Here is a 26,098-nt window from a genome sequence, read left to right as displayed (position 1 = left end):
AATGCGAAATCTATGGATGACTATCCTGCTGCAAATCGATATGTAGGTTTATTGTATTGAGCAAACTAAAAAAATCCAACACTTCGAAAAAATTTCTAAAAAAATTTAGACTTCCCCTGATCTTTTCTTCATTCCTTTAGAAGGAACGAATAGGATAAAATTTTTGTTCTCACCTATTGAAAATATTTTGATAGCTAATGAAGAGATAAGAGACAAAGTCAGAGCAATTAGATGTAAGTACGAAATGGCTGTATTTTTGCATATAAAAAGACCTTCAACATACAACTCCTGCATAAATCGTTGTATATTGAAGGTCTATGGTAGTTATAAATTATTCCAGTAAAGCCCCCTTATCTTGAAGACTTGATTTCAAGATAATTCTTAAATCATACCTTTAATTTATAAATAGTGCGTTTTCTAATCAGCTAGTAATTAATTTTCATACTTTTAACAATAGATTTTGCTGGTATAGCGTCTTTATTTAAAGAACCAGCAAGCTCTTTTGACTGAGAATGCCACAAATTAACATTAAAATCCATAGGTAAATACGGAATAGGGGTTGGTTCCCATATACCCCTTTCATAAACAAGGTCTCCATCTACATACCATTTAATGGAGTTATTAAGCCAATGTATCTCATACAAATGAAACTCTTTATGAGCATCAAATCCCAGATCAATTATAACTGGGGTACCCCTGTAACCGTATTCCATCTTACTACCCTCAATTCCTGGATTAAAAAAAACATTTATCAACATTTTTGTTGTATCCTTACCCAAAAACTCTATGTCTATCTCCTGATGTGGACTATTACGATGCAGAAAAATTCCAGTTATTAATCCTGAAACATTTGAAGGACGCAGTTCTACGGAAAATTTTCCAAATAGATATTTTTCCTTAGTAACTAGGGCAGCAGAAGTAAATGAACGGACTGAGTTTTCTTCTCTTTTGAAATTCAACTCTAATACTTTGTTATCAATATTTTTTATATTATTTGGATTAAATAATGATAAATTACTTGGGAATGTGTCGTCTCGTAGCCGCCATTTATTCAATTCAAATTTTGTTTCTTTATTTAGTGACAATATTTTATTATAGCTATTGTTATGATCTTTTGTTTGTACCCCTATATGTTTCAGATTAGAAATTATCCAAGGTAATTTATCAAATTTCAGCTCCTGCGCCTTGAAATTTCTTTTCTTATAAGGAATAAGTTCAAACACATCAGAATCTTCAAATTCTGGGAAAGGTACTGAAGGGTATTCCATATGTAAAAACTTACAAAGTTTCTCCCATTTATCTGAGCAGTCTTTCGATAAACTAAGCATGTTGCCCTTATATACATTTGCCTCTGAATTCCCTTTCCTACTAGTATAAATAAATTTAGCTTCAGGATAAATTCTTGTTATTTCTTCTTTTTGTAATGATGATAATGAACTGATATTTACATAGGCATTAAATAAGTTTTGACTTTTCTTATCCCAAAATGTTTCTTCTTCAAATTTTGGAAGCTGGTCTAAATTATAACAACAGGTATATCCTAATATCATTAAGGCATTCGCTAACGATGTTTGGCCTGAATCAGGCTCACCAAAAACGAATACCGGCGTTTTGAGTTTAGGGGCATTAAAAGTAGATACATCATTTCCTGTATAGATACCCAACTTAGAAAATATAGGCATTATTGAATAAGAATTAGTTGACGGAACATCTAGTCGTTGACTAATGATTGAATCATTCGCGATATAGACATTCAATTTATCAAATACTAAATTCAGCCAAAGATCTACTGGACCATACACAGGTAACATTTCCAACATTTTCCTGGCCCCTTCTTTGGATAATATATATCCAGAGGCATGCCATACCCCTTTAACTGGCTTACTAACCACCTGATCATTAATAACTCGACTTGTATCATTTTTATTTCCTTTTACATACTCGTAGGATAGATACAGAATATCAAATTCTTCATTTTGATATTTTGTGAGTTGATTCCATATGCGATCTACTTCTTTATTGAACCCATATTTAAAATAAATGTCATCTTCCAAAATCAATGTATAGTCTATATTAGACTCGGAAATTAATTTCCAAATTTCAATATGCGATAATGCTATAGCTATTTCCTGTGGAGTCATATCGATTTGTAGTGCTTGAGTGTCTAACTGGTCAGAAATTTTGTCATTTGGCTCAACAGCTAATTGGTCAGCTAAAGAATATTTTGTTTTCAAAAGTTTACTATCAATTTTTTCATCAAGATATCTCGCATCTATGGCCGAAAATCTTCTTGTTATACTAAACAGGGTGTTTGATTTATTAATAAAGATGCGTTTTAACTCTTTACTTATTTGTCTCCATCTATGCGGTTTTCTGTCTAAGTTGATCACATATATTCGCTTAATCGTATTCTTTTTATTGGTAGAAAAAGCTTTTGTCTTTGGATATAATTCAAATAGTCGTGATAAAGAACTCAATTTAAACCTGACTTGATTTAACAAATTTTTTCTGTTTTTGATATTCATTCTGTGGTTGACACATCCAATCTACATACTTTCTCCAGACCATATTCTCCAATTCCTTTGATCCTCTCTATACATTAAGTTCCACTGAGGAGTTGATATTTCGTCCCAATTCTTTATTAATTCAAAGGGCAATGGACTGTTTGTATTTTCGTTATTAAGAAAAAATTGAACAACACTTGCACTAAAATTACCTGGTCCGGACACTGATTGTATTTGTTTTAAATTAGTAGCCTCATTTAACAGATTATAAGTCGCTCTATCCAAAGCTAAACCTATTAATGGATGCTTTGCAGGTGCCAAAATAGGATCATTGTTTACATAGTATATATAATTTGGATTTGCTTCTTCTGAATTATAATAAAAATGATTGATTTCTACCATTTGATCAGCAGAAAGATCGTAACATAATGGAGATACTTTCAAATTGTTATTTTCAAATAGAAAATTCAAACAAACATCATTAAATTTATCATCTACATCAACGTAAAAACCACCATTTTTGTACAGATAGCAAAGCCTAAAGTAATCTGATCTCATTGCTGGATGAATACATCTCTCATAAGCTTCGGAAAATTTATCGCTAAAATTGTCACTTATAAACTTTCCAGCACTTTTTTTATCGAAAACTATTTTTGGTAGACCACTCTTTGTCCAAGTATCCATCACTTTTTTTACATCCTCAGGTATTATTGCATCATCCCAATATTGAATTAAATGTTTAGGGATGCCGCCATAAGAATTGGAACTGTTTGTATCAAGAGCTTCTCTTCTAAAAACATTTTCAAACATATATTTAGATCTTAAACTATCAGATTCCGCCACTTCAGAAAAATTTAAGTATTTCATCTTATCAAATCCTTTTTAAGATACTTTTATATACTCCATTGAAATAAGTATTGATCATTTTCACAGGATTCAAGAAATAAGGATAACTGATCCCCCCTCTACTCCATGCCTTCCTAATAGGCTAAAATAAGGTTTTTATTACGTAGTATCTAGTTTAGTACGTATTTAAGAATTCCAATTTTCTTATCTCACTTATTGCACGTTACACTAATAAAAAATTATTCTCTTTATTAAAGGTCCCCTCTTTTTAACGGAAGACTTGAGGCTAGTATTTTGATTGTTCACAAATAAAATTTAGCTACATCTATGACTTTATCCCCAACCTTCATTGTTTCTCTCTTAAAATACCTGTTCTCTATTAACTTATCTACAACAAAAACTAAGCTATACTTTGATCTAGTTACACCAACAAAATATTTATGAGGGGTGCTCAAGGATTTAGTTGGGTCTTTCAAAAATTTCTTGAGTGGTCCATTTGGGAAAATTATGCTCCTGTCTAGTGTCATACCTTTACTTACACCAAAATTCAATGACATATACCCTGATGTGGATGTTCTTTTATCATATATCAAAACTTTAGGTTGAAAGTACCTAATATAATCGTCGATATTCTTCCTAGTTATTTGATAGACCCCCATATATTCAAGGGAGTCCTCTTTAACACTTGTTATTGGGTCTCCGGGATATACAAGGTTTGCAAAATCAGCGATATCTTGTATAAACCTCTTAGATTTATTATTCTTAATAATCTCTAAATGATGTGAATCTTTCAATGTTTCTAGGTAACCGAAAATATTTTCCCCACTTTTTTTCTTGTTAGTTTTAGCATTATGAGTTTTTAAAGTTGATTGTTTGTAATCACCCACACAATATACTCTGATAGAAGACTTAAGTAAAAGTTCTAATAATTCGATATCTCTTCCCGTTAAATCTTGTAACTCATCAATGTATATACAAGAATAAATTTCTTCTAACCTTTTTATAACTGCTCCGTTTGACTTTTCATTTAGATAAACCACAAACTCCGAAGCCTTATTAGCTTTTACATCACCACTTTTATTAAGGAAATAAGGTAAAGTGTTTTTTTTGGAAAAGTCTCTAGCACCATACATATTCGAAAAGTCAAAAGATCTAATTATATTTATGTCTTCTAAAAAAAAACTTTGGTATGGCTTTATTAGATCTTTTAAAAGAAACTGATACCAAGAATGTATTTTTATATGTTGGTCAACTACACCATAGTTTTGTTTTTCGTATTCATTTCTTAAAGACTCAACTCCTTTGTTGGTAAAAGACACCATTAACACTTTTTTTGCTCCATGAGGGGTGTTTATTGCATCTTGACAAATCCCCCATGTCTTACCTGAACCTGCACACGCCATAATGATTTTATTTTGTGATTGCATTGATAATGTAATCGGGATATTCAACTTCTCTGTCATAGTCGAAAACCCTTAACCCCCATTCAGCTTTATTGTTCTCCATGAAATTAATGATTTGTTGACTAGATTTATCTTTCATAGAACCGTTCTTAGAAATCGCATCCTTAAACAAAGAAAGTTTCTCTTCATCTTTCGCATTTGACTCATACATACTAGGCTCTAAACTATATAAACTTTCGTCTTCTTCATAAAATACTTTAATAAATTCGTATTTATCCAGGTAGTCATCATACTTATCTAAAATATTCTTCTTAATATCACCGTCATTATCTGTCACTAAATTAATATCCTTGTTTACTAAAATAGCTAGATCACAATAGCGTTTAAAAGCCAGTGAATCAACAGCTATAATATCTGTACCATCCTCGATGGGAAGTTTTCCATAACGATCAAAGTATGCTCTTTGAACTACTAATTCATCTGTGGGTCCTTCAACTAAAATCACTTTTTCAGCAAGCAAAAACCTTACAGTATTATATCCAGGTAATTTCATGAAAAAATCCATTGTTCCATCATTCACTTCATTTAAAGGGGTGATAATTCCTTGATGTAAGAGAATGATATTATCGAGACCTATCTTATTAGCAACAAAGCTGCTATGTGTAGAGATAAAAACTTGTTTAGATTCTTCATTTTTGATTTTTGAGATAAGTTTCGACATATTACTAAAAGATAAATTATTTTCAGGCTCTTCAAAAAGTATAAAATTAGACTTTTGAGATTCTTCATATAAAACTAATTCCATTTTAATAAGATTCTGGCTACCGAATCCTACATCCTCAAAAGGTATCTCTTCAACATCTATAGAAACTTCGTTTTTCCAAGCGTCTAATACTTCCTCTTTTATGCCCAGTTTAATTCTTTTGTCATCTAAACGAACATTTTCTTCTATTCTCTCGTTTAAGCTAATAACACTTTCATTGGAATTAAAGTCATACTTCATTTTTCGATAACTTCTTGCCAAGCTTGCTTTTTCTTCATCAGTCAAATGTTCAGCTACATTTGAATTCACAAACCTATTTACTGAATTACTGTAATCTTTCTTTGTTGTATCCAAAAGAGATACTTTGAAAGGTAATTTCCGAAAAACAATTGGGTTTCCTGAAAAATCTCTCCATTTCACTTCATAAAACTCAACGGGAATATCATATATTTCATCGTTTTCTACCATATCCTTAAAGGCTTCAGCATACATAGGGTTAAAGATTACAGACATTTGTATGCCAGGGCAATCATCGCCTAAAGAATTGTTAGTCCCTTTTAATTCTGAAGCAGTTCCCTCATCATGAAAATAAATTTCAGCTGTTATCTTTGGTAATTCTTCTATTACTTCATCTTGCACTAGCTTTTTCTTGAATTCCTCTCTAACTTGCTGATTAAAGCAAGTTACCTTAAGTTGACGTTCAAAAGAATAGTTATTTAGCTTCCCACTAATGACTATTTGAAGTAGCTCTAACAAAGTACTTTTACCAGAGTCATTATTACCGACAAAAATATTGTAACCTTGATTCACACGAATAGTTACATCTCTAAACAGCTTATAATTTTGAATTCGTATTTTATTAATTTTCATAATTGCACCTACCCCATTGCTAAGTAGAATATTAAAACATAATTGGTTTATGGTACACTAATTTCCTTTTTATGTATTAGTCTTTAATATGACTTTAACACAAATTGTGCCAGGAGTAATTTGAAAATTCATGATACTATGCTGGGATATCTCGAAACTGAGTCTTCCACAATCCTGCCCTTATACGGAAGACTCAGTTTCGAGATATAACTAAATAAATATACGAAACCACTCGTTCATATTTTCGTTTACTTATACCAGTTTTCTAACATAAATGCTGCCATTTCATATCTTAACTTTTTACAGATAACATTTTCTCCTTTTTGGATGGATGTAGTATTTCGATTGTGGTAAATAAAAAGCGCCCCAAATTCCGGGGCACTATTAATGAGACTATTCAACTTTTGCCTCTACGTCTATATTGTCGTATTCATTGATAGTCAACTCAGTAAATCGATCAGGTGCGATTGATGCTTTTATTTTCATTGCTGCTAAATAAACAACACCAGCTGCTATCAAGGATTGAACGGCAGGAAGTCCAAGTTGTGTAACATACTGAGTTAAATAACCTACTCCAGTACCGATTATTAGAGCGATTGTAGCCATCCAATTCCAACCGTCTTTGTCTACCCACGTCTGTTTCCTTAAAAAGAAAAAGTCAGCCATCATAACCCCGGCAATAGCAGGATAGATTAATGCTGTCATATATAAAAAGTCCATAAAATAATCTAATATTCCTGCCAAAGCTACAACAATAGCAACAATAGTACCTAAAAGTGTGAGTACCGCCCGTCCTTTATCAGAATTAACATTAAGCATATTGGATAAAGCGAGTCCCATGCTATAGTTATTGACTAGCTGGCTTGTCCAAGTGGCAAACCATAGAATTAGAAATCCCCATACCGGAAACCCTAAGTTCAGCATAACATTTACAATATCAGCATCCCCAACTCCTACTGACATTATAGCGCCGACATAAAATAATGGAAGACCGATAGCAACAATTCCTAATGGTATAAGAAGATTATCTTTGACCTTTGGTTTAGCGTATCGGGTATAGTCTGAAGCTATTACCCATTGTGAAACGTTCACTCCGATTACTAAGCTGATTGCGGCTAATATCCCCATAGTAGGCTCTGGGCTCCAGGCGGTAATATTATCTATACCAGTATTTCGTAAAGCATAAAAGATCCCTGCACCAATTAATAATAAACCTGCGGGTACTGCAATATAGTCTGTCCACTTCATAGAATTATAGCCAATAATAGAAGGTAGGGCGAATAATAATCCTGCTATGACTGTTATTAAAGCCCATAAGCCCCATTGAGTGGTATAATCAATGCCAAACATAGCTGAAATAGCATTTCCTGCAACGGCAGTCTGCAACGCCCACCAGCCAAGTGAGACGATAAATATCGTTAAACCCACAATAAATCTCGCTTGCTTTGCTCCAAAACTGGTACGCGCTATCACAGAAGATGCTCTACCGGTTTTGGCTCCAAGATAACCTTGTAGGGCGTTACCGATCCATTGAATTCCTACTAGTGCAAGTACAAGTATCAAAAATATCTTACCTAATCCAAAGCTACCAGCGAGAGTAGCACCAACCATTAAAACTGGTATAGTAAATTCCAAACCTCCGAAAATCATTGCGGGTGTGAGCCAATGCTGCCTTTTACTTTCCGGGACAGATGAGAGGGCTTCATCTTGCTTTAGTTTCTTGCTATCTTTCATAATAACAGTCTCCTTTTATTGTAATTTTCTGATAACAACAGACAAAGAATAAGGGGCATTAACTGCCCCCTCTCCCTATTATGGCTTCACTAACGTCCAAACAATTCTGCACACTTTATCACTGTTATTTACTGCCCAATGCTGTTCCCCAGAAGGGATAAAGGTAGCTTCTCCCTCTGAAGCTTTGAATCTATGTCCGCCACATTCTCCTTCAATGCTTCCTTCGATGATATATGAATATTCATCTTCATTGTGGTTGGATAAACCTGTACCAGGAACCCGTTCCCCTGGTTGTATGTTTACCAAGCCGAATTTTACTTCGTTTTGAAATAAAGTTTGCAGCCCTTTAATGTCCTGTTCGTACTTTTTTACTTCCAAGACATTTACACCTCACTTTTTACGAATTTTGTCTTCTTCCCATTCGAACGTATCTGGGTTAACCAGAACGCCAAAAATTTCTTTTGCTTCGTCTAAGGTGTAATACTCATTTTTCACATCTTTAGCCACTTGTTCAGCAGGTCTCTTCAAAGGATCACCATAACCTCCACCAGTTGCTGTCATTAATTTAATTACATCATTTTTTTGTAGTGGGTAGCGTGGATAAACCCCGAATGGTCCGTCTTTTTCCCCACTGGTTTTTTCAATATAAAATTCATTAGGAGAGCCTTCATGGCCGTTATCAATACCCCACGGTAAATACTTATTTCTTCCGAATGTGACTGTTGCAGCCTGATTATCAGTTAAGGCCCGATATGATCTAATAACTCCCTTGCCCCCGATATATTGACCTGCTCCTGCTCCATCTGTTCGTAAGCTATACTCGTCCAGTAAAACACCATAACGTGTTTCAGCCACTTCTACTGGAATATTATAAGTTTCACCATCCGCTATACAAAACTGGCCGCTTGCACCATCTTGTCCTTGAGCTGCTCCCCAACCGCCAACAGATGGTTCAACAATGAGGAACGGTTCATCTGTATCATGGTGCAGTCCACTTAATGTTACTGCACACACAGATAGTAAATGACCCGCACCCAAACGATGTGGCAGTTCTGGCGCTAATGCTTTCCAAACAAGATCTAAGCTTCCCAATAACGTTTCAAAATAATTGGAGACAGGGGCTGGTCTTTCCGCTGACATCACAGACCTCTGATCTACAATTATTTTTAATGGACGGAACACACCATCGTTAACATCCTGAGAAGGGTTTGTTACTCCTAAAAAGATTGTTCTAACAGCGGAAACGAGGCCGGTATAAGAACAGTTAACAGGACCCGGAACCTGTGGGCTGCTTCCACGGAAATCGCAAATAAATTCATCATCGGTGATTGTAACTTTAACCTTTATTGGAAAGGGGCCATTTCCAATTCCATCTGTATCAATAAAATCTTCTGCATAAAAAGTTCCTTTAGGTAGTTTGCTGAGCTCCTGCCTTGAAATTTGTTCGCCATGATCTAACAAGTAATCAACTGCTGAAACAATAGTGTTTCTGCCATGTTTCTCACACAGCTCCTTTACTCGCTTATCACCTGTTTTCAATGCTGCAACTTGTGCCCACATATCACCTAGTGACAAATCAGGGAATCGTACATTTGAACGGATGATTTCCACAATGCCTTCGTTGATTTTTCCTTTTTCAAATAGCTTGATACAAGAAAATTGAAGGCCTTCCTGAAAAATATCTGTTGAATCATTGGTAAAAGAACCAGGATCTTTCCCACCTACCTCTGTCCAATGGGCTTTATTGGCCGAAAAAGCTATTAATTCACCTTCATGGAAGATTGGCATAACAAGTCCAACATCTGATAAATGTGAACCTCCACCACCATATGGGTCGTTAATTATGATAATATCTCCTGGCTCTAAATCCCCTTTCTCTCCATATTTTTCAAGAGTTTGTTTAACCATAAAGCTAAGCATCCCGATAAAACCGGTTACACCATTGCCTTGGGTAAGCAATTGACCTTTCGCATCCGTTAATCCACTAGCATAATCTAAAACTTCATAGATAATTGGGCTCATCGAAGTACGCGCTAAGGCAATAAACATCTCGTCCCCAATAGATAATAGTGAATCTTTTACTATCTCTAACGTAAATGGATCTACTTTTGTATCATAGGTCATTAACAGCTACCCCCGTTTCAATAATAAGATTTCCGTAGACATCCTTATAAAGCGATTGTCCATCATAGATTACCGTCGTGGCAGCTTTTTCTTCGACAATTGCAGGACCAGCCACCATACTTTCCGTTGGCAATTTTTCACGATGGTAGACAGCGACATTTAACCATCCGGCCTCCTCGAAATAAACCGGTCTTGTTTCTTTTTTAGCGTCGTTCAATGTCCCTTGAACTATATTTTGCTTAAGTTCAGGCTTATCAACTTTTCCAAATGCAGTGAGATGAAGGTTTACAATCTCGGTGGGTGACTCTTCTAATTTAAAGGTAAAGTTCTTTTCATGAAGCTCATGAAATTTAGAGATGATAGACTTGATGCATTCTTCATCCCACTCTCCAGCCGGAACAGGGACTTTAACTGTATGTTCTTGTCCCAAGTAACGCATGTCAGCAAAACGGTTGTAATGTACTTTTTCCTTAGAAACCCCTTCCGTGATAAATTGGTTTGTTGCTTCCTGCTCCATACGATTCCACTCATCATTCAACAAAGTTAAATCTATATCATTTAAACGCTTAATAAATGTTTTAATGTAATCATGTCGTAAGTCAGTCATTAGCATTCCCCACGCGGAGAATACAGGGGAAGAAATCGGTACTACCACTTTTTTCACTCCAAGTTCTTTTGCTAGAGCTGGGGCATGCATGGATCCTCCACCACCAAAAGCTACTAAGGTGAAACCTCTAGGGTTGTGCCCTTTACGGATAGATATTAATTTTAATGCATTCAACATGTTGGAATTGGCAATGCGAATAATTCCTAATGCAGCTTCTTCAGTTGAAATATCAAAACGTTTAGCTACTTTATTAGAAATTACATTTTTCACATTTGCTAAGTCGACATTATAATCAAAATTTTCAGGAGCTAACCTACCTGTTAAAAGATTGGCATCAGTAGTGGTTGGCTCTGTGCCCCCTAAACCGTAAGCAACTGGACCGGGGACTGCTCCAGAAGACTGAGGACCAACTTTTAACGAGTTGGCTTCATCAATCCATGCAATAGATCCACCACCATTACCAATTTCAACAATATCAACTACAGGTGTTTTAATTGGATAACCAGCTGTTCGATCAGTCCGTTCGATATAATAATCGGTAGAAACCTTTACTTCCCCATTTTCTATTAAAGAACATTTAGCTGTAGTTCCGCCTATATCAAAAGCTATAATGTTTTTTTCTCCAATAATTTCACCTAAGACTGCCGCCCCATAAATACCTGCAACAGGACCAGACTCTACCATATTAATTGGGATTTTTTTTGCTTGAGGAAAAGTTGTCGCACCACCATTTGATTGCATAATAAAATTATTGCTCATCGTATCATTTTCTGCTAATTTTTCATCCAATTTATTTACATAAGTTGTAGCAGCCGGCTGAACATAAGCATTCAATACAGCTGTATTTGTTCGCTCATATTCGCGCCATTCTTTTGTTACTTCGTGAGAGGCTGTAACAGCCACCTCCGGCCATAATTCTTTAATTAGTTCTACCGTTTTCTTTTCATGTTCCGAATTAGCATAGGAGTGCAAGAAAGATACTGCAATAGCCTCCACGCCTTCTTTTTTGAAATATTCAATCGCTTCTTTTATATCTTCTTTTTGGAGCGGTTCCAGTGTATCCCCTTGATAGTTGATACGTTCACTAACTTCCCTTCTTAGATACCTTTCTACAAAAGGAGTTGGCTTTTTGTATAAAACATTAAATAAATCTGGTCGATTCCCTCTTGCAATCTCTAGTACATCTCGAAAACCTTTGGTGGTAAGCAGAGCAGTTTTAGCACCCTTTCGTTCTGTCAACGAATTAATGATAACAGTTGTTCCATGAATGAACGATTGGATGCTCTGTTGATTTATGCCACTCTTGTCAATAACATCAATAACCCCTTGTTCAAAGTTAGGCGGCGTCGTATGACTTTTTTCAATACCAACACTCCCTTTTTCATCGACGTAAACCAAATCTGTAAATGTCCCGCCAATATCAGTTGCCACTCTCACCTAAAACACCATCCTTTTTTAAGTTATATAAATAAAACACCCGAAATTAAAAAATTACAGGTGTCAATACGCAAAGAAGTTCTGTCTCTTCCGATAAAGGATTTTCCCATTGATGCTGTTGTACTGAAGGAAAGTGAATAGCATCACCTTCCTTAAGAAGATATTCTTTTCCTTCAATTACAAAGATAACCATACCTTTCAACACATAATAAAATTCTTCACCAGGATGACTAAACTTTTGTTTATCCTGTTGGTTTGGGCTAAGTGTTACCTTGATTGGTTCCATTTTTCTTTCCGGAAAATGACCACCTAAACGAGTATGTATTAGATCTGACCCTTCAATCTTAAACGGTTTTTGATGTTCCCGCTTTACTGCATAGTTGTGGTTATATGGGTCCTCGAAAAATGAAGCCATAGGGACGCCAAAAGCGTCTGCAATTTTTTTTAATGAAGTAATAGCTAGCGATGAATCCCCACGTTCTACTTGAGACAAGAAACTGACCGAAAGATCTGTTTTCTCACTCAAGCCCTTTAATGTTAGTCCATTTTGTAGACGTAATTCCTTAATTTTCTTATAAATATCTTCCATTACACCAAAACCTTTCTAGCAAGACGGTAATAATTTTAGTATTACTGTATTTTTTTATATAATAGCATAATATTTTCAGAATTGAAAGAATTTTTTTGTAATAAAATCCAAAGTAACTCTCTGCCGGGTCTTTCTTAAATTAAGAAGATCCCACTTCCTAAAACATCTTGTTGTGCTTACTAATAACACTTTGCTAATACACATACTGCCAAACTTACAAAGAATAGGTGCCTCATAAAAAAAGAAAAAGGATGGTTAGTCAGGCACTAACCATCCAATGTATGTTTAATGAAAATCTTCTTCAAAATCAGGACAAGTCCAATATTTCTCAAAGTACTCAGCTACTTCTTCTAAATTTTTCAGTTTGAGTAGAGCGGAAAAATGCTCTGAGGCTGGCACAAAAATACGAAATAAGAATTCTGGAGGTTTATCGCAATTCTGTGCGTAGTTTTTAGCCAATTTGTAAGGATCTTCATATCCCCCGCGCATTATACCGGCGTCATCTTTATAGTGGGAATACCAACGTACCAAGTCCCACTCAATCAATGTCACATCATATATGTAATTATACTTTTCAAGACGCCAAGCATTCTTATAAGGATTTGTTAAAATTGTGTTATGATTTCCCTTCAATCGATACCATAACACCCTTTTGTACGAATTTTGGTACCAAACTTTCTCCATTGAAACATTATAGTCAGTATTAAGTGACCTAACTTTGTTGATATAGTCTTCTACTCTCATTATAATTCCCCCTTAAAATTTTAAGTGATTTTCGTAGTCTACCAGGACAAAAATTCTCTACAAATTATTTCAAGCTATCACCTCCTCTGTTGTAGATAAATTAATCTACTTTTTTCAAGTTCCTTTAAAAAATCAAAAATTTCTTTTCAAGGACTTGCAAATTACTTAATTGGCAGCAATCTAGTGGTTTGTTTCAACCTTTCTACAACAGTTTTATATTCAAAAACGAAGACACCTTCAAAAATAATTTAAATTTTTTCCAGAAATTTTTCCAAAGTGTTGGTTTTTTTGAGTTTGGTCAATACAATAAGCCTAGATATCGATATGCAGGATAGTCATCCGAAGATTTCGCTTTAATTCGTATCTCAAAACTATGAAAAAGGCGGTGGCCATCATTCTACACTTTAGAGTGAACGAGGAAGAAGTAAATGAGGTTATCAAGAAACAAGTTGAGGAAACTCTTTCAAAATTGAATACGGATTTAGTCGTTTGGGATTCAAAAGAGCTTAAACGCCGCGTCAGTATGTCGTGGAGTACAATTCAAAGCACTTTCTTTTATGAAGAGGATTTCCCAAAAGTGAAAATAGGAGGGAAATGGTATTACCCTGCTAAAGAAACAGAAGAGTTTCTCTCGAGATGGTTTAAACATCAAATGGGCGCTTAATGCACGTAGTAAGTGTAATTAAAGACTTTTAAAGACGAGGGTCACCCCTCGTCTCTTATTCATTCAAGCTTTCGCGTTAGAAAGAATGGATAACATTAAAATTTCTTATCCTTGTTTATTGAATAAATCTAGAAAGCTAATGAAGATATAAGAGAAATAGTTTTCAGCAAGTTTTTATAATAAATAACTAGGAGGAATGTATATGGCGTCTTATAGAAAAAGGAATAACAAGTGGCAGTATCGAATTTCGCATAAAGATCCTTTTACTCAAAAGTATATAGAAAAGTCAAAGGGAGGTTTTAGAACAAAAAAAGAGGCACAGCTTGCAGCCGCTAAAATGGAAGAGGAAATTAAAGAGGGTTACTTCCATACTTCTGTTTCCTTGAAAGCATTTTTACTGGAATGGTTAGAGGTATATAAAAAGGATGAAGTGCGTGAGAATACTTATAAATTGCATAAGTACAGTATTGAAAAGCATATTCTCCCTTTCTTTAAAGATTTAATGCTGGATCAACTTAATCCTACCAGGTATCAGAAATTCATTAATGAGTTGGCTGATAAGGGTTTGAGCAAGAGGACTATAGAGAATATTCACTCGACTATGTCTAATGCGATGAAAAAAGCAGTTATCTTAAGCAAAATTAAAACCAACCCCTGTATTGGTGTCACGCTAAAGGGTAAAACTAAAGAGAAGGAGATTAATTATCTAGAAAAAGAAGCTCTTTCTCAATTTCTTCAGGAAGCATATAGGTACGGTTATGAATACGGTTTCTTTTTTAAAATATTATTGGAAACTGGATTGCGTAAAGGTGAAGCGGCTGCTCTACAATGGAAAGACATTGACTTGGTGAATGGGACTATTAACGTTACTAAAACGTTGAATTTCAGTGCTAAAAATGACACTGAAGTTTTTGGCTCTCCAAAAACAAAGAATTCGAAAAGACTCATTACCATATCAGACGGACTAGTAGAAGAACTTAAAAAACATCAACTTCATCAAAAAAAGGACAAGCTAACTTGTGGGTCGATGTATAATCATAGCCTAAACCTGGTTCATTGTAGAAAAGATGGCAGTTTTCTTCGTAAGTCTAGCCTCCATAATGCTTTTAGAAAGATTAAATCTCGAGCTAACCTTCCAGATATAGCAATCCACGCTCTGAGACACACCCATGCTGTACTAATGTTAGAAGCAGGGGTAGATATGAAATATATCCAGGAAAGACTCGGCCATAAAAGCATCCAGATAACATCTGATATATATGCTCATATCAGCAAGAAACTAGAAGATAATAATTTCAAAAAGTACCAAAGCTATGTAAGTTCTTATATTTGAATAAGAAAACCACTCCACCCCATCAAGTCATTGGTTCTTGGTGGGGTGGTTCTATTTTTCTGAAAAAGAATGATTTAAACAGCGGAGATGATTTTTCATTATCTGTTTATAATAAGAAATGAGGAGGGGAAAGGATATGTCTAACGATAAAACTATGAAATTGAGATTGGTTGAAAAAAATAAAAAAGGAGGGGAAATATCTACAGCAGGAGAACTTAAAGATATCATAGAAATTGATTCTACTGATGCAGTAGTAGTTGTCAATGGTCAACTATATCATTTAGATTCTTTTGTTTTAGGGGGAGAAAATATGTTTAATGAAAGAGTCAATCTCATTCATAACTGTAGCACCGATGATATGGCGAAATACGAACGATACTTGAATGTTCAAGTTACAAGAAACATCGAACAAACACATTATAGTGATTAGGACTAGGAGGTATGTTCTGGTGAAGTCAAAGCTTGATTATATCATTCACATTCAAAAAATGATCCTTGAGCAGCAAGAGATAATCTTTGAAGAATTACAAAGAATGAAAGAGGAAAACCAAAAAAAATACACTCCTAGACAGGTTAAAGTGCTTGAAAGATATGGGTTAATAGAATGTGATTTCCCAAAGGAAAAACCTCTAACCATCCCGGAACGGTATGAGCAAAGGTACAAGTGCAAAAACTGATCCGCAGTCACATCTGTCTTATAAGAAGAAGCGGAAAGCTGTAATGTATGGCTTTCGGGATTGTCCTGATAAGTGTGAAAGTTCGATCAACCTACTTCATTAGTCAAGTTATATTGTGAGTAGTAAATAGGATATCTTTAAGAGGCATTCTCGCTTAGGAATGCCTCTTTTTGGGTTGCTTTTCTAAAGTAGGCAACCTCCCAATTTACTTACTTTCATATTATCAAAGTAAAACTGTGCAAGTAGAAACCGTACGCATTTCTACTTACACAGTTAATATTACATCCTAGACTCCATTAGTAGTAACCAACTTTAAAAATTATCCTTTAAAAAACCGGCAAATTCCTTTTCTTTTTTTCTCCCGTTTTTTCATCGAATTCCTACTAGGGCCTAATTTCGGTCCCTTACACATCAACTCCATGGTTCTCTCTTTTGTACGCCAGCGAATCGGCTTATCACTTGGCTTTTCCCGGTACCGTTTTAAAAGTTCCTGCCGTTTTCGTTCCTTTTCTTCCTTGTTCATTTGTATCACCTCTATGTTTATTATAAACAATAGAGTTATTTAAGTTATTATTAATACAAGATTACTTGATGATTTTTTAAATAAGAAAAGGCTGTCGAGACTTTCTCGCCAGCCCTAAGCACACATATGTGTGTGTTTATTCCTTATATTAGCTCTGTAATAGGACTACTAATGCAATTGCAAAAAGAATTATTTTTGCCTTATTCAGAATTTATGTGACTCAGAGAGTTCGCTATACCTTTTCCGTAATTCGTGCTTTAGTACTTTTCCCGCGGGGTTTTTAGGTAGTTCACTCACGAACTCAACATATTTTGGCTTTTTGTAGCTTGCTAAATTAGATTTTGAGTAAACAATTACTTCTTCCTTTGTCATTTTTTCATTAGGTTTTAGCACTATTACTGCCATTACCGACTCACCCCATTTTTTGTCAGGAACACCTATTATACTTACTTCTGAAATCCTTGAATGCCTATATAAAACATTTTCTACTTCTTTAGGTGAAATATTTTCTCCTCCACTAATAATCATATCTTTTTTCCGATCAACAATATAGATAAAACCCTCGTTATCAACTCTGGCTAAATCGCCTGTTTTGAACCATTCACCTATGAATGCTGACTTAGTTTCATTAGGTTTATTCCAATATCCTTTCATAACAGTAGGACCACTTAAAACTATTTCACCTATTTCACCTTCCTCTACTTCCCTACCTTCACTATTTATAACTTTCATTAAATTATGAATAAAAGGTTTGCCGACTGACCCTCGCTTACTTAAAATATCTTTTTGTCTAAGAACACTTGAACAAGAAGCTGCTTCGGTTACTCCATAACCTTCTGTGAAGTTCGTTTTAGGGAAAAGTTCGCTAACTTGCTTCATTAAAGACATCGGAAGGGAAGCTCCTCCTGAGCATAATAAACGAAGCTTTTCATAGTTGGAATTTTTAATTATATGTGCATGTTGAGCAATGTCATGGTACATCGTGGGAGCACCGAACATTGTTGTAATTCCTTCTTCTGCAAAAGATTGTAATACTTTTTCAACTGAAAAACGTCGAAGTATTACCATAGATGAGCCTGTATGAATTGCAGGAAGCGAGAACATTAAAAGACCACCCACATGAAATAATGGTGATACTATTAGAGTAATATCGTCCCGATTAATTTCCCAATCCACAATTTGGTTAATTGAGGTCCAAAATATATTTTTTTGCGTAAGCATTACCCCTTTAGGGGTTCCTGTAGTTCCAGAGGTATAATTTATAATAAATAGATCTTCCAGGCATACTTTCTCTTGCTTAGGCTCCCCTTCGTTCTGATCCCTTATAAAATTTTCATAACTAGGATCGATTTCCTCTTTTCCTTCTACGATGATATATTTTGAAATATTTCCTAAGGATTTCTTTAAATCCCTAACCTTTTGTTTATAACTCTCCCCATAAATTAAACATTTGGATAAAGAATCTTGCAAAATATATTTAATCTCTTGTGTGCTTAATCTCCAATTTATAGGAACTAAAATAGCTCCTATTTTTGCAGCAGCCCAAAAAGATTCTATAAATTCATTAGAATTATGCAAAAGTAAAGCTATGCGGTCCCCCTTTTTGATTCCTGCATTCAATAACCCATTTGATAATTGGTTAACACGCTTATTGAATTGGGCATAGCTCAATGTTATCTCCTCAAATTTAATAGCAATATTATTAGGATTCAAATCTTTTTGTCTTTGTAAAACTAATCCTAAATTCATTAACTCACCTCCCTTGCTTATATAGTTTAAATTCATAGTAAATTTTCCAATTAATCATTTCTCTTAAATAAATTATCAATTACTCCCCACTCTTCGCTACTCTCATTAAATTTAAAAGCATAGAGTAACCCTAATATGATTCCAATAAGTGGTGTGACGAAAACCATAAAAAAAGTTAAAAATGACAAACCAAACATAAAGCCATCTCCTTTGGAAATTAATTATATTTAGATGGAAAATAAAGATCATTATTTACCAAATAACTTTTGTAGAGATTGAAATATTCTCTGATACCATCTTTCAAGTTGTAACCCGGGTTAAAGCCTAAGTCACTTTTGGCGGATTTAATAGAAAGAATACCTCTTGTTTTTGCACTCCTGTCTTCTATAATATTTCTTTCATTACCAAACTTGACAGTGGTATTGGGCGTTAAATCTTCTACGATTTTAGCTATCTCCCTAGGACTTATTAATTTTTCACCAGAGGAGATATTGAATATATTTTTCTTTAGAGGTTTATCCAATGCTAGTATAATCCCTTTAGTCACGTCATTAATATGGGTATAGTCACGTTTAGAACTTCCATTATCTTTGAAAAAGGTGGGTTTTTGTTCTACAGCATTTTCGACCATTGGTTTTATATACATTGGGTATTTCATACCAAATCCATAAATCCCCGAAAACCTCAGAGAAATAATATCTAAACCATAATGTAACCAATAGTGCTGGGCAAAAGACTCAGCTGAAATTTTAGAACTAGAGTATGATAGTAAAGTAGGACCTTCATCGGGTGAAATGACAGGGTGGTACTCATCTATTGGCTCGTATTTTACTGGTGTATAAACGGAGACAGAACTTGCTAACACCACTTTTTCCACATTAAAATTGCGAGCAGCTTCTAGTATATTTAGAGTACCTTCCACATTTACTTTCATAGTTAATAAAGGATCATTGGCTAATATATCCAAATCATTTATTACAGCTGCATGAAAAATTTTTTTTATATTTTTAGTATTTACTGTTTCCATTACAATAGTTTTATCAGTTATATCTCCTATTACATATTCAATGTTCTCAATTTCATCGCTTAACAACCACTTAATTGGAGAACCATTTGAAGGGAAATTAGTGTCAAATACCACTACTTCCTCTCCATAAGTGAGCAATCTTTTTACTAGATGCCCACCTAAAAATCCAAACCCTCCAGTTACTAAAATTTTCCCCATGTGAAATAAATCCTTTCCGTTGTTCTATTTTATCCACTTATATTTTTTCTCGTATTTGTAATAACGGCCTGACTTTTATTAAAATGATTAAAAACTACGCTCTCTGTTGGTTTGGTAAGTAAGGATACTGTCACTAGTGCCACTGTTCCAAGAATTGTTCCTAATACAGCAACATTAAACTGAGGTAGGATGGGATTGTTATTAAAAACAGTTAGATTTAATATACCTAGCACTCCTCCAAAAATTATGCCCGTCAAAAGACCAGCCACTGCTCCTTGAGGAGTGGCTCTTTTCCACCGAACTCCTAGGTAAAGAGCTGGTGCAAACATAGCAGCAAATGCCCCCCATGCTACACTAACAACCAGTAGGATGAAAGTGGGTGGGTTGAGAGATAATAAAAACCCAATTATTAAGACTAATAATGAACCTATTCGTATCCATTTCAATTCTTTTTTTTCGCTCATTTCTACTCCTAAAGTATTTTTGAAAAAATCTCTAACTATAGCTGCAGAACTTAATATAAGAAAGGATTCGCAAGTGGACATAACAGCAGCCGCTACCGCAACAAGAAAGAAGCCAGCCATTATAGGATTGTTAACTAGATTAATAATGAGGTGTGGAAGGATTTGATCAGCAGCTTGTGGTGCGGTAATTGAACCATTATCAACTAGTACCTTTCCTGCCATCCCTGGCCATTGGGATAAGACTCCGCCAAAATATAGAATTACTGAAACTAGTGGGGCCCATTTTAATACTTTAATATTTTTTACTGTTAGAAACTTTGTTGAAACGTGAGGGACACCAGCATAGGCCAGTAAGCCCACTACTATACCGTATTGAAGAACTAGGCCCATAGAAAATGCCCCTTCTTCATGCCAAGGTTGAAGAAAAGTTGGTGCAGTTTCAGCTAAAGTATTGTGTAAACCTGTTAAACCGCCAACTTGAGGGAGTAATAAAAAGTTTAACAATAATCCAATTGTTAGTAGGATAATCATTTGAAAAAGGTTAGACCACATTGATGCTTTCATTCCACCTCCCACAGTATAAACACCCATAATGACAACAGATATTAAAATTGAGGTGGTATAAGATATGTTTAGAATAGAGCTTAAAACCCAGCCCATGGCTGCAAATTGTGAAATCATGTAAGCGGTGCACCCCAGTAAAATTGCAAAAGCTGAAAGTCCTCTAACAGTTTTGTTATTGTTATAGCGAAGTGCTAAGAAGTCAGGAAGGGTGTATACCTCATGTTTTTCAGCAATGATACGCATAGGTTTGGCTAAAACCCAATAGCTAATCACTATTCCTGGGAAGGCGAGGGAAACTAACATAACATAACCTGCATAGCCAGTTCCGAAGCCTGTTCCTGAATATCCCATTACAGCGCCACCACTAAGAATTGCTGCCATTAATCCGAAGGTTAATAAAATAATCCCCATACTTTTTCCAGCTACAAGGTAATCACCCACTGTTTTAGTGTTCCGCGTGGTAATCCAACCAATCAATAAAAGTATAGATGTATAGACAGCCATACTTAGAATTGCCCAGGAGGTATAATCCATTCAAATTGCCCCTTTCAATAATTTTAAGGTGTTATAATTTCTACATTTCTAATATTTAAGATTTATAAAATAGTCGATCCACCCTCAATGGGTATAACGTGACCGTGAATAAAGCTAGCATCTTTACTTGCCAAGAAAGTAACTACTTTAGCTATTTCAATCGGTTCACCATATCGGCCAGCGGGTGCATTCATGGTCAGTTGATGAAATGGTCCATCTTCATTAGAAAATTGTTTTGTAAGTGGGGTTTTAATTACTCCAGGTGCAATAGCAACCACTCTAATTCCCTCATGTCCATATTCGTAAGATAATTGTTTTGTTAGTCCTATTACCCCATGCTTAGCAGCTGTATATTCAACACCTGCAGCGCTTGCAATTATTCCAGAGGCAGAAGCAGTATTTATGATTACCCCACCACCTTGTTTGATCATAATGGGTATTATTGCTTTGGACATTAAAAATATGCTTTTTAAATTAACTTCTAAAACTGTATCCCAAGAATCTTCTGTAACTTGATGACACTTCGTGCGTTCACCAGTAATACCAGCGTTATTACAAAGAATATCGATGGTACCAAATACCTCTAAAACTGATGCTATCAAATTGTTAATATGCTCAGTTTTAACCACATTAATTTCAAAACAATATGCTTTTCCACCCGCGGCTTCAATTAGTTTTACAGTTTCTTCACCATTTTTTTTATTAATATCTGCTACTACTATTTTTGCACCTTCATGAGCCATTTGAATACAAAATTCACGTCCTAATCCAGATCCCCCTCCAGTCACAACTGCTACTTTATTTTGTAGTTTCACAGTGATCACCTCCTTTTCAATATATAAAAGCTGATAAATGGTTGGGCTTACTTAAACAAACTGATTATGGATTCACTACTACTTTGACAGATGCATCTGTATTTTGTTGAACTTTAAAGGCTTCTGTTATATTTTTAAGTGGGTATGTGTGCGTTACCAATGTGTTAAGAGTAACTTTGTCTTCCTTGACTAAACGTATAGCCTCTCCCATATCCGAGCCTAATACTCCTACAATTTCAGGGGCTTTATGCACTACACGCATGAGATTTACCGGAACAGGTTGATCAGGCAGAGCTACTACACCAATAACTCCCTTACTTCTAACTGCCTCTAGTGCTTGAATGAATGTTTGCTTACTTCCTGCACAATCTATAACTAAATCAGCCATTCCGCCTGAACCAAAATGGTATTTTCCTTCCCCCCATATGTTTTGAAGTCGCTTGATCAGATCTTCTTCAAATGGATTTATTTTATGTGTAACTCCGTAAACTTTATTTCTTCTAATCTCGGATGGTTCCGAAATAGCTACATCATAATCATGTTCATTTTTCAGTATTTGAGCTACTAGATTTCCAATTATCCCTCCTCCTATCACTAGCGCCCTTTTATTAGATTGCCGGTGTACTTGAGACACAGTCAAAGCTGCAACTCCTAGTGGTTCCATTAAAGAGGCCTCTTCATTGGATAAATGTTCTGGGACATGGAAAACAGTTTGATTCAACACAGCGTTTTCAATTCTTACAAAATCCGAAAAACCACCAGGCCTTCCATAGCCAATTGCAGTATTGAATAAATCTGGACAATAGATGAAGTCTCCTGATTTGCACCACCTACATTCCCCACAAAATGCAGCAGAAGTTCCTACCACCCTATCACCATTCTTAATACCTTCAACATTTGAGCCTACCTCAACTACTTCTCCGACAAATTCGTGACCCATTATTTGGCCTGGTGTCACAAAGTCCCCAGTTCTCATCGAATGTAAGTCAGAACCGCATATACCACAGGATAATACACGCAAGACAAGGTCATTAGGATTACTTTCTAGAGGCGGAACATCTCGTACTTCCATTGATTGAGGTCCATTAAAAATAGCAGCTTTCAAAATAACACCCCTTTTTCCATTCAATAACTTTCTTTTATTATTTTCTTTATTTCTAATCCATACATTTGAGCCCAACGATAAACAGTACTCGTAGACACACCTAGTTTCTTAGCAGCAGCGGCTATATTCTTGTTCTCCTTCAGTGCTATAATTAAAGACTCTTTTTTCGTTTGTTCTGCAAAGGTTTGATAAAGTTTAGTATCATTATTATCCTGATTTCCTAGCTCTTCCTGTAAATAAGATGGAAGGTCTTCAGTTTTTAACTCTTCACTTTCACTGAATAATTCCATTTGTTCTATTACATTTTTTAATTCTCTTAGGTTACCTGGCCAAGTATAAAACTGAAAGCATTGTTTAACTTCTTCACTTATCCTTTTAGTAGATATGAAATTTTCAGCAAGATAACTAATATCTCTTTTTCTTTTTCTAAGTGGAGGTATCTCTAAAGAAATTACGTTTAATCGATAAAATAAATCCAAACGAAATTTATTTTCTTTAACAAGCTCGTATAAATCTTTGTTAGTAGCAGCAATAATTCTTACATCAATCGGTTTTGAGTAATTAGCTCCTACAGGTGTAATTTCTTTTTCTTCTAAGACTCTAAGTAAATGAGCTTGAAGCTCTAATGGCATATCTCCGATTTCATCAAGAAACAAAGTTCCTCCATCCGCTGCCTCAAACTTACCTTTTTTTCCTCCCTTTAAAGCATTGGTAAAAGCCCCTTCCGCGTACCCAAATAATTCACTGGTAATTAGCTCTTTTGGAATAGCAGAACAGTTGATAGCCAAAAAAGACTCAGTTCTTCTTAAACTTTCATTATGAATAGCCTGGGCAAACAACTCTTTACCTGTACCGCTTTCTCCTATTATCATTACACTTTTATCTGTTAGAGCTACCTTTTTTGCTAATTTAATGGCCTGGGTAATTGATTCATCCCTGCCTTTTAAGTTTGAAAAAGTATGCTTGGCTCGTAAGCTCTTAGTATGGTTTTCGGCTATTTTTTTGAAAATAATAATGCAGCCTATATGATTTCCCGCGACCATGATTTTTCTTGAAGTCATTAATACATTAACTCTGCCCTCTTGCGGGAGATCGAGTTGCTGTTGAATAATAACATCTTCTCCTTGTATAGCCTTCTGGAAGTTTTTTTGCAGCGGATTCAAATGACTGATACTACTAATCTTCAATTTCTTTTTTTCTACAGAGGAAGGAAGCTTTAAAAGGTGTGAGGCGATCTGGTTATGACGGATAAGTTCTCCATTTCGATTAAGTACAATTACTCCATCTGATACGGACTCTATCGCCGCGCTGAAATAATTATTAATCATATATTGTTCATGTTTTAATCCCTGCTGCTCCAATAGTTGGACCAGTGTTTCAGAAGCTGTCTTAACCAATGCCAAAGAGTGTGGATGTGCAGATTTTAAATATCCCACTAAGGTAAGTGTTCCAACAATTTCGTTTGTTTGTGGATCATTGATTGGAGCAGTCGAACAATGAGATGTGTGCCACGCTTTACAATAATGTTCAGCTCCAACCACTTGAACCGGATGACCAAGTGCAAGGGAAGTACCTATTGAATTAGTCCCCATAACTTTTTCATTCATGTTTACCCCAACCATAAAATTAGTTGAGGAGGCATTTAATTTAATGTCTTTGTCGCCATGAAGCTCCAAAACTACCCCATCTTTATCAGAGAAAGCTATTATGCTATTTGTCCCTTTAACAATTTCATAAAGATCATCCATAAAGGGTCGTATGAATGTAAGTACTTCTTTATTTGCTTCTTTTCTTTTTTCTAAATCATACTCATCGACAATAACCGGAGCCTTTGTTTCAAATGGGTCGATTAGATAATCCTCAGATCTCTTCCAAGAAGCAAGTATGAGGGACCGAATATTTTCTCCTTCTATTCCTTTCTTGAAAAAGTTTGTCCAACTCCATTGTAAAGCTCGTTCCCTCTCTGTCGTTTTACTTGGTGAATAACTACCTTGTAAGAAAAAGCTATCCTTCACCATCTGGCTTCCCTCCTTAAAGTTTAAGCCCAGATATTATCAGACAACACTCCAACCCCCATCTACAGGCATGATTAACCCTGTAATGTAGCTGGATTCCTCTGACGCCAAAAATAATGCAGCTTGGGCAACCTCTTCTGGTTTACCTACTCTACCTAAGGGGCCGGCTTCATAATTCTTTGCAATCTCTGGGTTGTCAAGGACTTCCTGGATCATTGGAGTATCAATAGCTCCGGGACAAATGCAATTGACACGAATGTTATATTTACCATAATCTACAGCCATTACCCTGCTTAGTGCTACAACCCCTCCCTTGGATGCGGTGTAAGCATCTGCACCGGTAACTCCGAGAATACCGTTGAGAGAGGAATTATTCACGATGTTTCCGGATTGCTGTTCAATCATAATTGGTAAGACATGTTTACACATTAAATATGTTCCATTTAAGTTAATAGAGAGAATGTTATTCCAATCATCAAGAGGGGTTTCTAATACAGATGCCATTTTATATTGGGATCTGGAAGAAAATCCGATACCAGCATTGTTAAAAAGAATGTCTATCCTGTGTTTCTGGCTGATTACTTGCTCCACCAGTTCCTTAACATTATTTTCGTCAGAGATGTCAGTTTTGATAAAAGTGGCTTTATGACCTGTGTTAAGTATTTCTTTTTCCACACTTTTACCGTTATCCTCATTCCATTCAGCAATTACAACATGAGCACCTTCGGCCGCGAATATTTTCGCGGCCTCTTTGCCCTGCCCACTACCCGCACCGGTTATAATAGCTACTTTATTTTTTAACCTCATTT

23 protein-coding genes are annotated in these 26,098 nt (G+C 35.4%); 4 read left to right on the top strand and 19 right to left on the bottom strand.

Translation table 11 applies throughout. From position 1 onward, the window contains the following. Window positions 1–425 precede the first annotated feature (425 nt). The 10 genes from FHS45_RS05740 to FHS45_RS05695 all read right to left on the bottom strand — a co-directional run bounded on the left by FHS45_RS05740 (window position 426) and on the right by FHS45_RS05695 (window position 13,621). Window positions 426–2,525: a family 16 glycosylhydrolase gene (locus FHS45_RS05740; RefSeq protein ID WP_062445983.1), complete on the bottom strand. Its 2,100-nt coding sequence runs from the start codon at window positions 2,523–2,525 to the stop codon at window positions 426–428. A gap of 21 nt (window positions 2,526–2,546) precedes the next feature. Next, complete coding sequence (locus FHS45_RS05735; RefSeq protein WP_062445982.1) at window positions 2,547–3,371, bottom strand: glycosyltransferase family 32 protein; 825 nt, start codon at window positions 3,369–3,371, stop codon at window positions 2,547–2,549. Between the two features lie 281 nt (window positions 3,372–3,652). Next, on the bottom strand, window positions 3,653–4,813 hold the full coding sequence (locus FHS45_RS05730; protein ID WP_062445981.1) for a UvrD-helicase domain-containing protein: 1,161 nt from the start codon (window positions 4,811–4,813) through the stop codon (window positions 3,653–3,655). Continuing rightward, complete coding sequence (locus tag FHS45_RS05725; protein WP_062445980.1) at window positions 4,761–6,386, bottom strand: ATP-dependent nuclease; 1,626 nt, start codon at window positions 6,384–6,386, stop codon at window positions 4,761–4,763. Before FHS45_RS05725 ends, FHS45_RS05730 begins: the two co-directional genes overlap by 53 nt. A 393-nt stretch (window positions 6,387–6,779) precedes the next feature. Then, window positions 6,780–8,120, bottom strand: a complete 1,341-nt coding sequence (locus tag FHS45_RS05720; protein WP_062445979.1) for a purine-cytosine permease family protein — start codon at window positions 8,118–8,120, stop codon at window positions 6,780–6,782. 78 nt (window positions 8,121–8,198) lie between these two features. After that, complete coding sequence (locus FHS45_RS05715; protein WP_062445978.1) at window positions 8,199–8,498, bottom strand: cupin domain-containing protein; 300 nt, start codon at window positions 8,496–8,498, stop codon at window positions 8,199–8,201. Window positions 8,499–8,510: 12 nt separating this feature from the next. Beyond that, window positions 8,511–10,244 carry a hydantoinase B/oxoprolinase family protein gene (locus FHS45_RS05710; protein ID WP_062445977.1) on the bottom strand — a complete coding sequence of 578 codons (1,734 nt, stop codon included), beginning with the start codon at window positions 10,242–10,244 and terminating at the stop codon, window positions 8,511–8,513. Beyond that, a complete protein-coding gene (locus FHS45_RS05705; RefSeq protein WP_062445976.1) occupies window positions 10,234–12,288 on the bottom strand; it encodes a hydantoinase/oxoprolinase family protein in 2,055 nt (684 codons plus the stop codon). Before FHS45_RS05705 ends, FHS45_RS05710 begins: the two co-directional genes overlap by 11 nt. Window positions 12,289–12,334: 46 nt before the next feature. Then, the gene (locus tag FHS45_RS05700) at window positions 12,335–12,877 is read right to left on the bottom strand and encodes a helix-turn-helix domain-containing protein (protein ID WP_062445975.1); all 543 of its coding nucleotides are present in this window, start codon (window positions 12,875–12,877) and stop codon (window positions 12,335–12,337) included. Window positions 12,878–13,162: 285 nt separating this feature from the next. Further along, entirely contained in the window at window positions 13,163–13,621 is a 459-nt protein-coding gene (locus FHS45_RS05695; protein WP_062445974.1) for a hypothetical protein, read from the bottom strand. A gap of 409 nt (window positions 13,622–14,030) precedes the next feature. Here FHS45_RS05695 and FHS45_RS05690 point away from each other — a divergent pair, with 409 nt between their 5' ends. The 4 genes from FHS45_RS05690 to FHS45_RS05675 all read left to right on the top strand — a co-directional run bounded on the left by FHS45_RS05690 (window position 14,031) and on the right by FHS45_RS05675 (window position 16,295). Beyond that, complete coding sequence (locus tag FHS45_RS05690) at window positions 14,031–14,285, top strand: group-specific protein (RefSeq protein ID WP_229717864.1); 255 nt, start codon at window positions 14,031–14,033, stop codon at window positions 14,283–14,285. A gap of 202 nt (window positions 14,286–14,487) precedes the next feature. Continuing rightward, window positions 14,488–15,618: a site-specific integrase gene (locus tag FHS45_RS05685; RefSeq protein WP_062445972.1), complete on the top strand. Its 1,131-nt coding sequence runs from the start codon at window positions 14,488–14,490 to the stop codon at window positions 15,616–15,618. Between the two features lie 136 nt (window positions 15,619–15,754). Next, on the top strand, window positions 15,755–16,048 hold the full coding sequence (locus FHS45_RS05680) for a DUF3931 domain-containing protein (RefSeq protein WP_062445971.1): 294 nt from the start codon (window positions 15,755–15,757) through the stop codon (window positions 16,046–16,048). 19 nt (window positions 16,049–16,067) lie between these two features. Next, window positions 16,068–16,295, top strand: coding sequence for a hypothetical protein (locus FHS45_RS05675; protein ID WP_062445970.1), 228 nt, complete (start codon window positions 16,068–16,070; stop codon window positions 16,293–16,295). A gap of 319 nt (window positions 16,296–16,614) precedes the next feature. Here FHS45_RS05675 and FHS45_RS05670 read toward each other — a convergent pair whose 3' ends face one another. From FHS45_RS05670 to FHS45_RS05630, 9 genes are all read right to left on the bottom strand, one after another. Beyond that, window positions 16,615–16,818 (bottom strand): hypothetical protein, encoded by a 204-nt coding sequence (locus tag FHS45_RS05670; RefSeq protein ID WP_062445969.1) that lies wholly within the window; start codon window positions 16,816–16,818, stop codon window positions 16,615–16,617. A 204-nt stretch (window positions 16,819–17,022) separates the two neighbouring features. Next, complete coding sequence (locus FHS45_RS05665; protein ID WP_062445968.1) at window positions 17,023–18,567, bottom strand: class I adenylate-forming enzyme family protein; 1,545 nt, start codon at window positions 18,565–18,567, stop codon at window positions 17,023–17,025. A 50-nt stretch (window positions 18,568–18,617) separates the two neighbouring features. After that, window positions 18,618–18,764, bottom strand: coding sequence for a hypothetical protein (locus FHS45_RS05660; RefSeq protein WP_157620191.1), 147 nt, complete (start codon window positions 18,762–18,764; stop codon window positions 18,618–18,620). A gap of 20 nt (window positions 18,765–18,784) precedes the next feature. Then, the gene (locus tag FHS45_RS05655; protein ID WP_062445967.1) at window positions 18,785–19,792 is read right to left on the bottom strand and encodes an NAD-dependent epimerase/dehydratase family protein; all 1,008 of its coding nucleotides are present in this window, start codon (window positions 19,790–19,792) and stop codon (window positions 18,785–18,787) included. Window positions 19,793–19,821: 29 nt separating this feature from the next. Then, entirely contained in the window at window positions 19,822–21,354 is a 1,533-nt protein-coding gene (locus FHS45_RS05650) for a sodium:solute symporter family transporter (RefSeq protein ID WP_062445966.1), read from the bottom strand. A 62-nt stretch (window positions 21,355–21,416) separates the two neighbouring features. Next, entirely contained in the window at window positions 21,417–22,169 is a 753-nt protein-coding gene (locus FHS45_RS05645) for an SDR family NAD(P)-dependent oxidoreductase (RefSeq protein WP_062445965.1), read from the bottom strand. 64 nt (window positions 22,170–22,233) lie between these two features. Next, window positions 22,234–23,349 (bottom strand): zinc-dependent alcohol dehydrogenase, encoded by a 1,116-nt coding sequence (locus FHS45_RS05640; RefSeq protein WP_166761368.1) that lies wholly within the window; start codon window positions 23,347–23,349, stop codon window positions 22,234–22,236. Then, window positions 23,295–25,292, bottom strand: a complete 1,998-nt coding sequence (locus FHS45_RS05635; RefSeq protein WP_062445963.1) for a sigma-54-dependent Fis family transcriptional regulator — start codon at window positions 25,290–25,292, stop codon at window positions 23,295–23,297. The genes FHS45_RS05640 and FHS45_RS05635 overlap by 55 nt, the downstream gene beginning before the upstream one ends. A gap of 36 nt (window positions 25,293–25,328) precedes the next feature. Next, window positions 25,329–26,096: an SDR family NAD(P)-dependent oxidoreductase gene (locus tag FHS45_RS05630; RefSeq protein WP_062445962.1), complete on the bottom strand. Its 768-nt coding sequence runs from the start codon at window positions 26,094–26,096 to the stop codon at window positions 25,329–25,331. Window positions 26,097–26,098: the final 2 nt, after the last annotated feature.

The sequence above is a fragment of the Thalassobacillus devorans genome (assembly GCF_011761345.1).
Taxonomy (GTDB): domain Bacteria; phylum Bacillota; class Bacilli; order Bacillales; family Halobacillaceae; genus Thalassobacillus; species Thalassobacillus devorans.
The sequence above is the reverse complement of the archived record's forward strand: the minus strand, read 5'-3'. Positions and strand labels throughout refer to the sequence as shown.

Bases quoted from the DNA above. Each gene is read 5' to 3' on its own strand.
- FHS45_RS05685 (WP_062445972.1), top strand. From the start codon at position 14,488: ATGGCGTCTTATAGAAAAAGGAATAACAAGTGGCAGTATCGAATTTCG.
- FHS45_RS05630 (WP_062445962.1), bottom strand. From the start codon at position 26,096: ATGAGGTTAAAAAATAAAGTAGCTATTATAACCGGTGCGGGTAGTGGG.
- FHS45_RS05725 (WP_062445980.1), bottom strand. From the start codon at position 6,386: ATGAAAATTAATAAAATACGAATTCAAAATTATAAGCTGTTTAGAGAT.
- FHS45_RS05655 (WP_062445967.1), bottom strand. From the start codon at position 19,792: ATGGGGAAAATTTTAGTAACTGGAGGGTTTGGATTTTTAGGTGGGCAT.
- FHS45_RS05680 (WP_062445971.1), top strand. From the start codon at position 15,755: ATGTCTAACGATAAAACTATGAAATTGAGATTGGTTGAAAAAAATAAA.
- FHS45_RS05720 (WP_062445979.1), bottom strand. From the start codon at position 8,120: ATGAAAGATAGCAAGAAACTAAAGCAAGATGAAGCCCTCTCATCTGTC.
- FHS45_RS05665 (WP_062445968.1), bottom strand. From the start codon at position 18,567: ATGAATTTAGGATTAGTTTTACAAAGACAAAAAGATTTGAATCCTAAT.
- FHS45_RS05730 (WP_062445981.1), bottom strand. From the start codon at position 4,813: ATGACAGAGAAGTTGAATATCCCGATTACATTATCAATGCAATCACAA.
- FHS45_RS05650 (WP_062445966.1), bottom strand. From the start codon at position 21,354: ATGGATTATACCTCCTGGGCAATTCTAAGTATGGCTGTCTATACATCT.
- FHS45_RS05660 (WP_157620191.1), bottom strand. From the start codon at position 18,764: ATGTTTGGTTTGTCATTTTTAACTTTTTTTATGGTTTTCGTCACACCA.
- FHS45_RS05735 (WP_062445982.1), bottom strand. From the start codon at position 3,371: ATGAAATACTTAAATTTTTCTGAAGTGGCGGAATCTGATAGTTTAAGA.
- FHS45_RS05740 (WP_062445983.1), bottom strand. From the start codon at position 2,525: ATGAATATCAAAAACAGAAAAAATTTGTTAAATCAAGTCAGGTTTAAA.
- FHS45_RS05695 (WP_062445974.1), bottom strand. From the start codon at position 13,621: ATGAGAGTAGAAGACTATATCAACAAAGTTAGGTCACTTAATACTGAC.
- FHS45_RS05700 (WP_062445975.1), bottom strand. From the start codon at position 12,877: ATGGAAGATATTTATAAGAAAATTAAGGAATTACGTCTACAAAATGGA.
- FHS45_RS05635 (WP_062445963.1), bottom strand. From the start codon at position 25,292: ATGGTGAAGGATAGCTTTTTCTTACAAGGTAGTTATTCACCAAGTAAA.
- FHS45_RS05710 (WP_062445977.1), bottom strand. From the start codon at position 10,244: ATGACCTATGATACAAAAGTAGATCCATTTACGTTAGAGATAGTAAAA.
- FHS45_RS05670 (WP_062445969.1), bottom strand. From the start codon at position 16,818: ATGAACAAGGAAGAAAAGGAACGAAAACGGCAGGAACTTTTAAAACGG.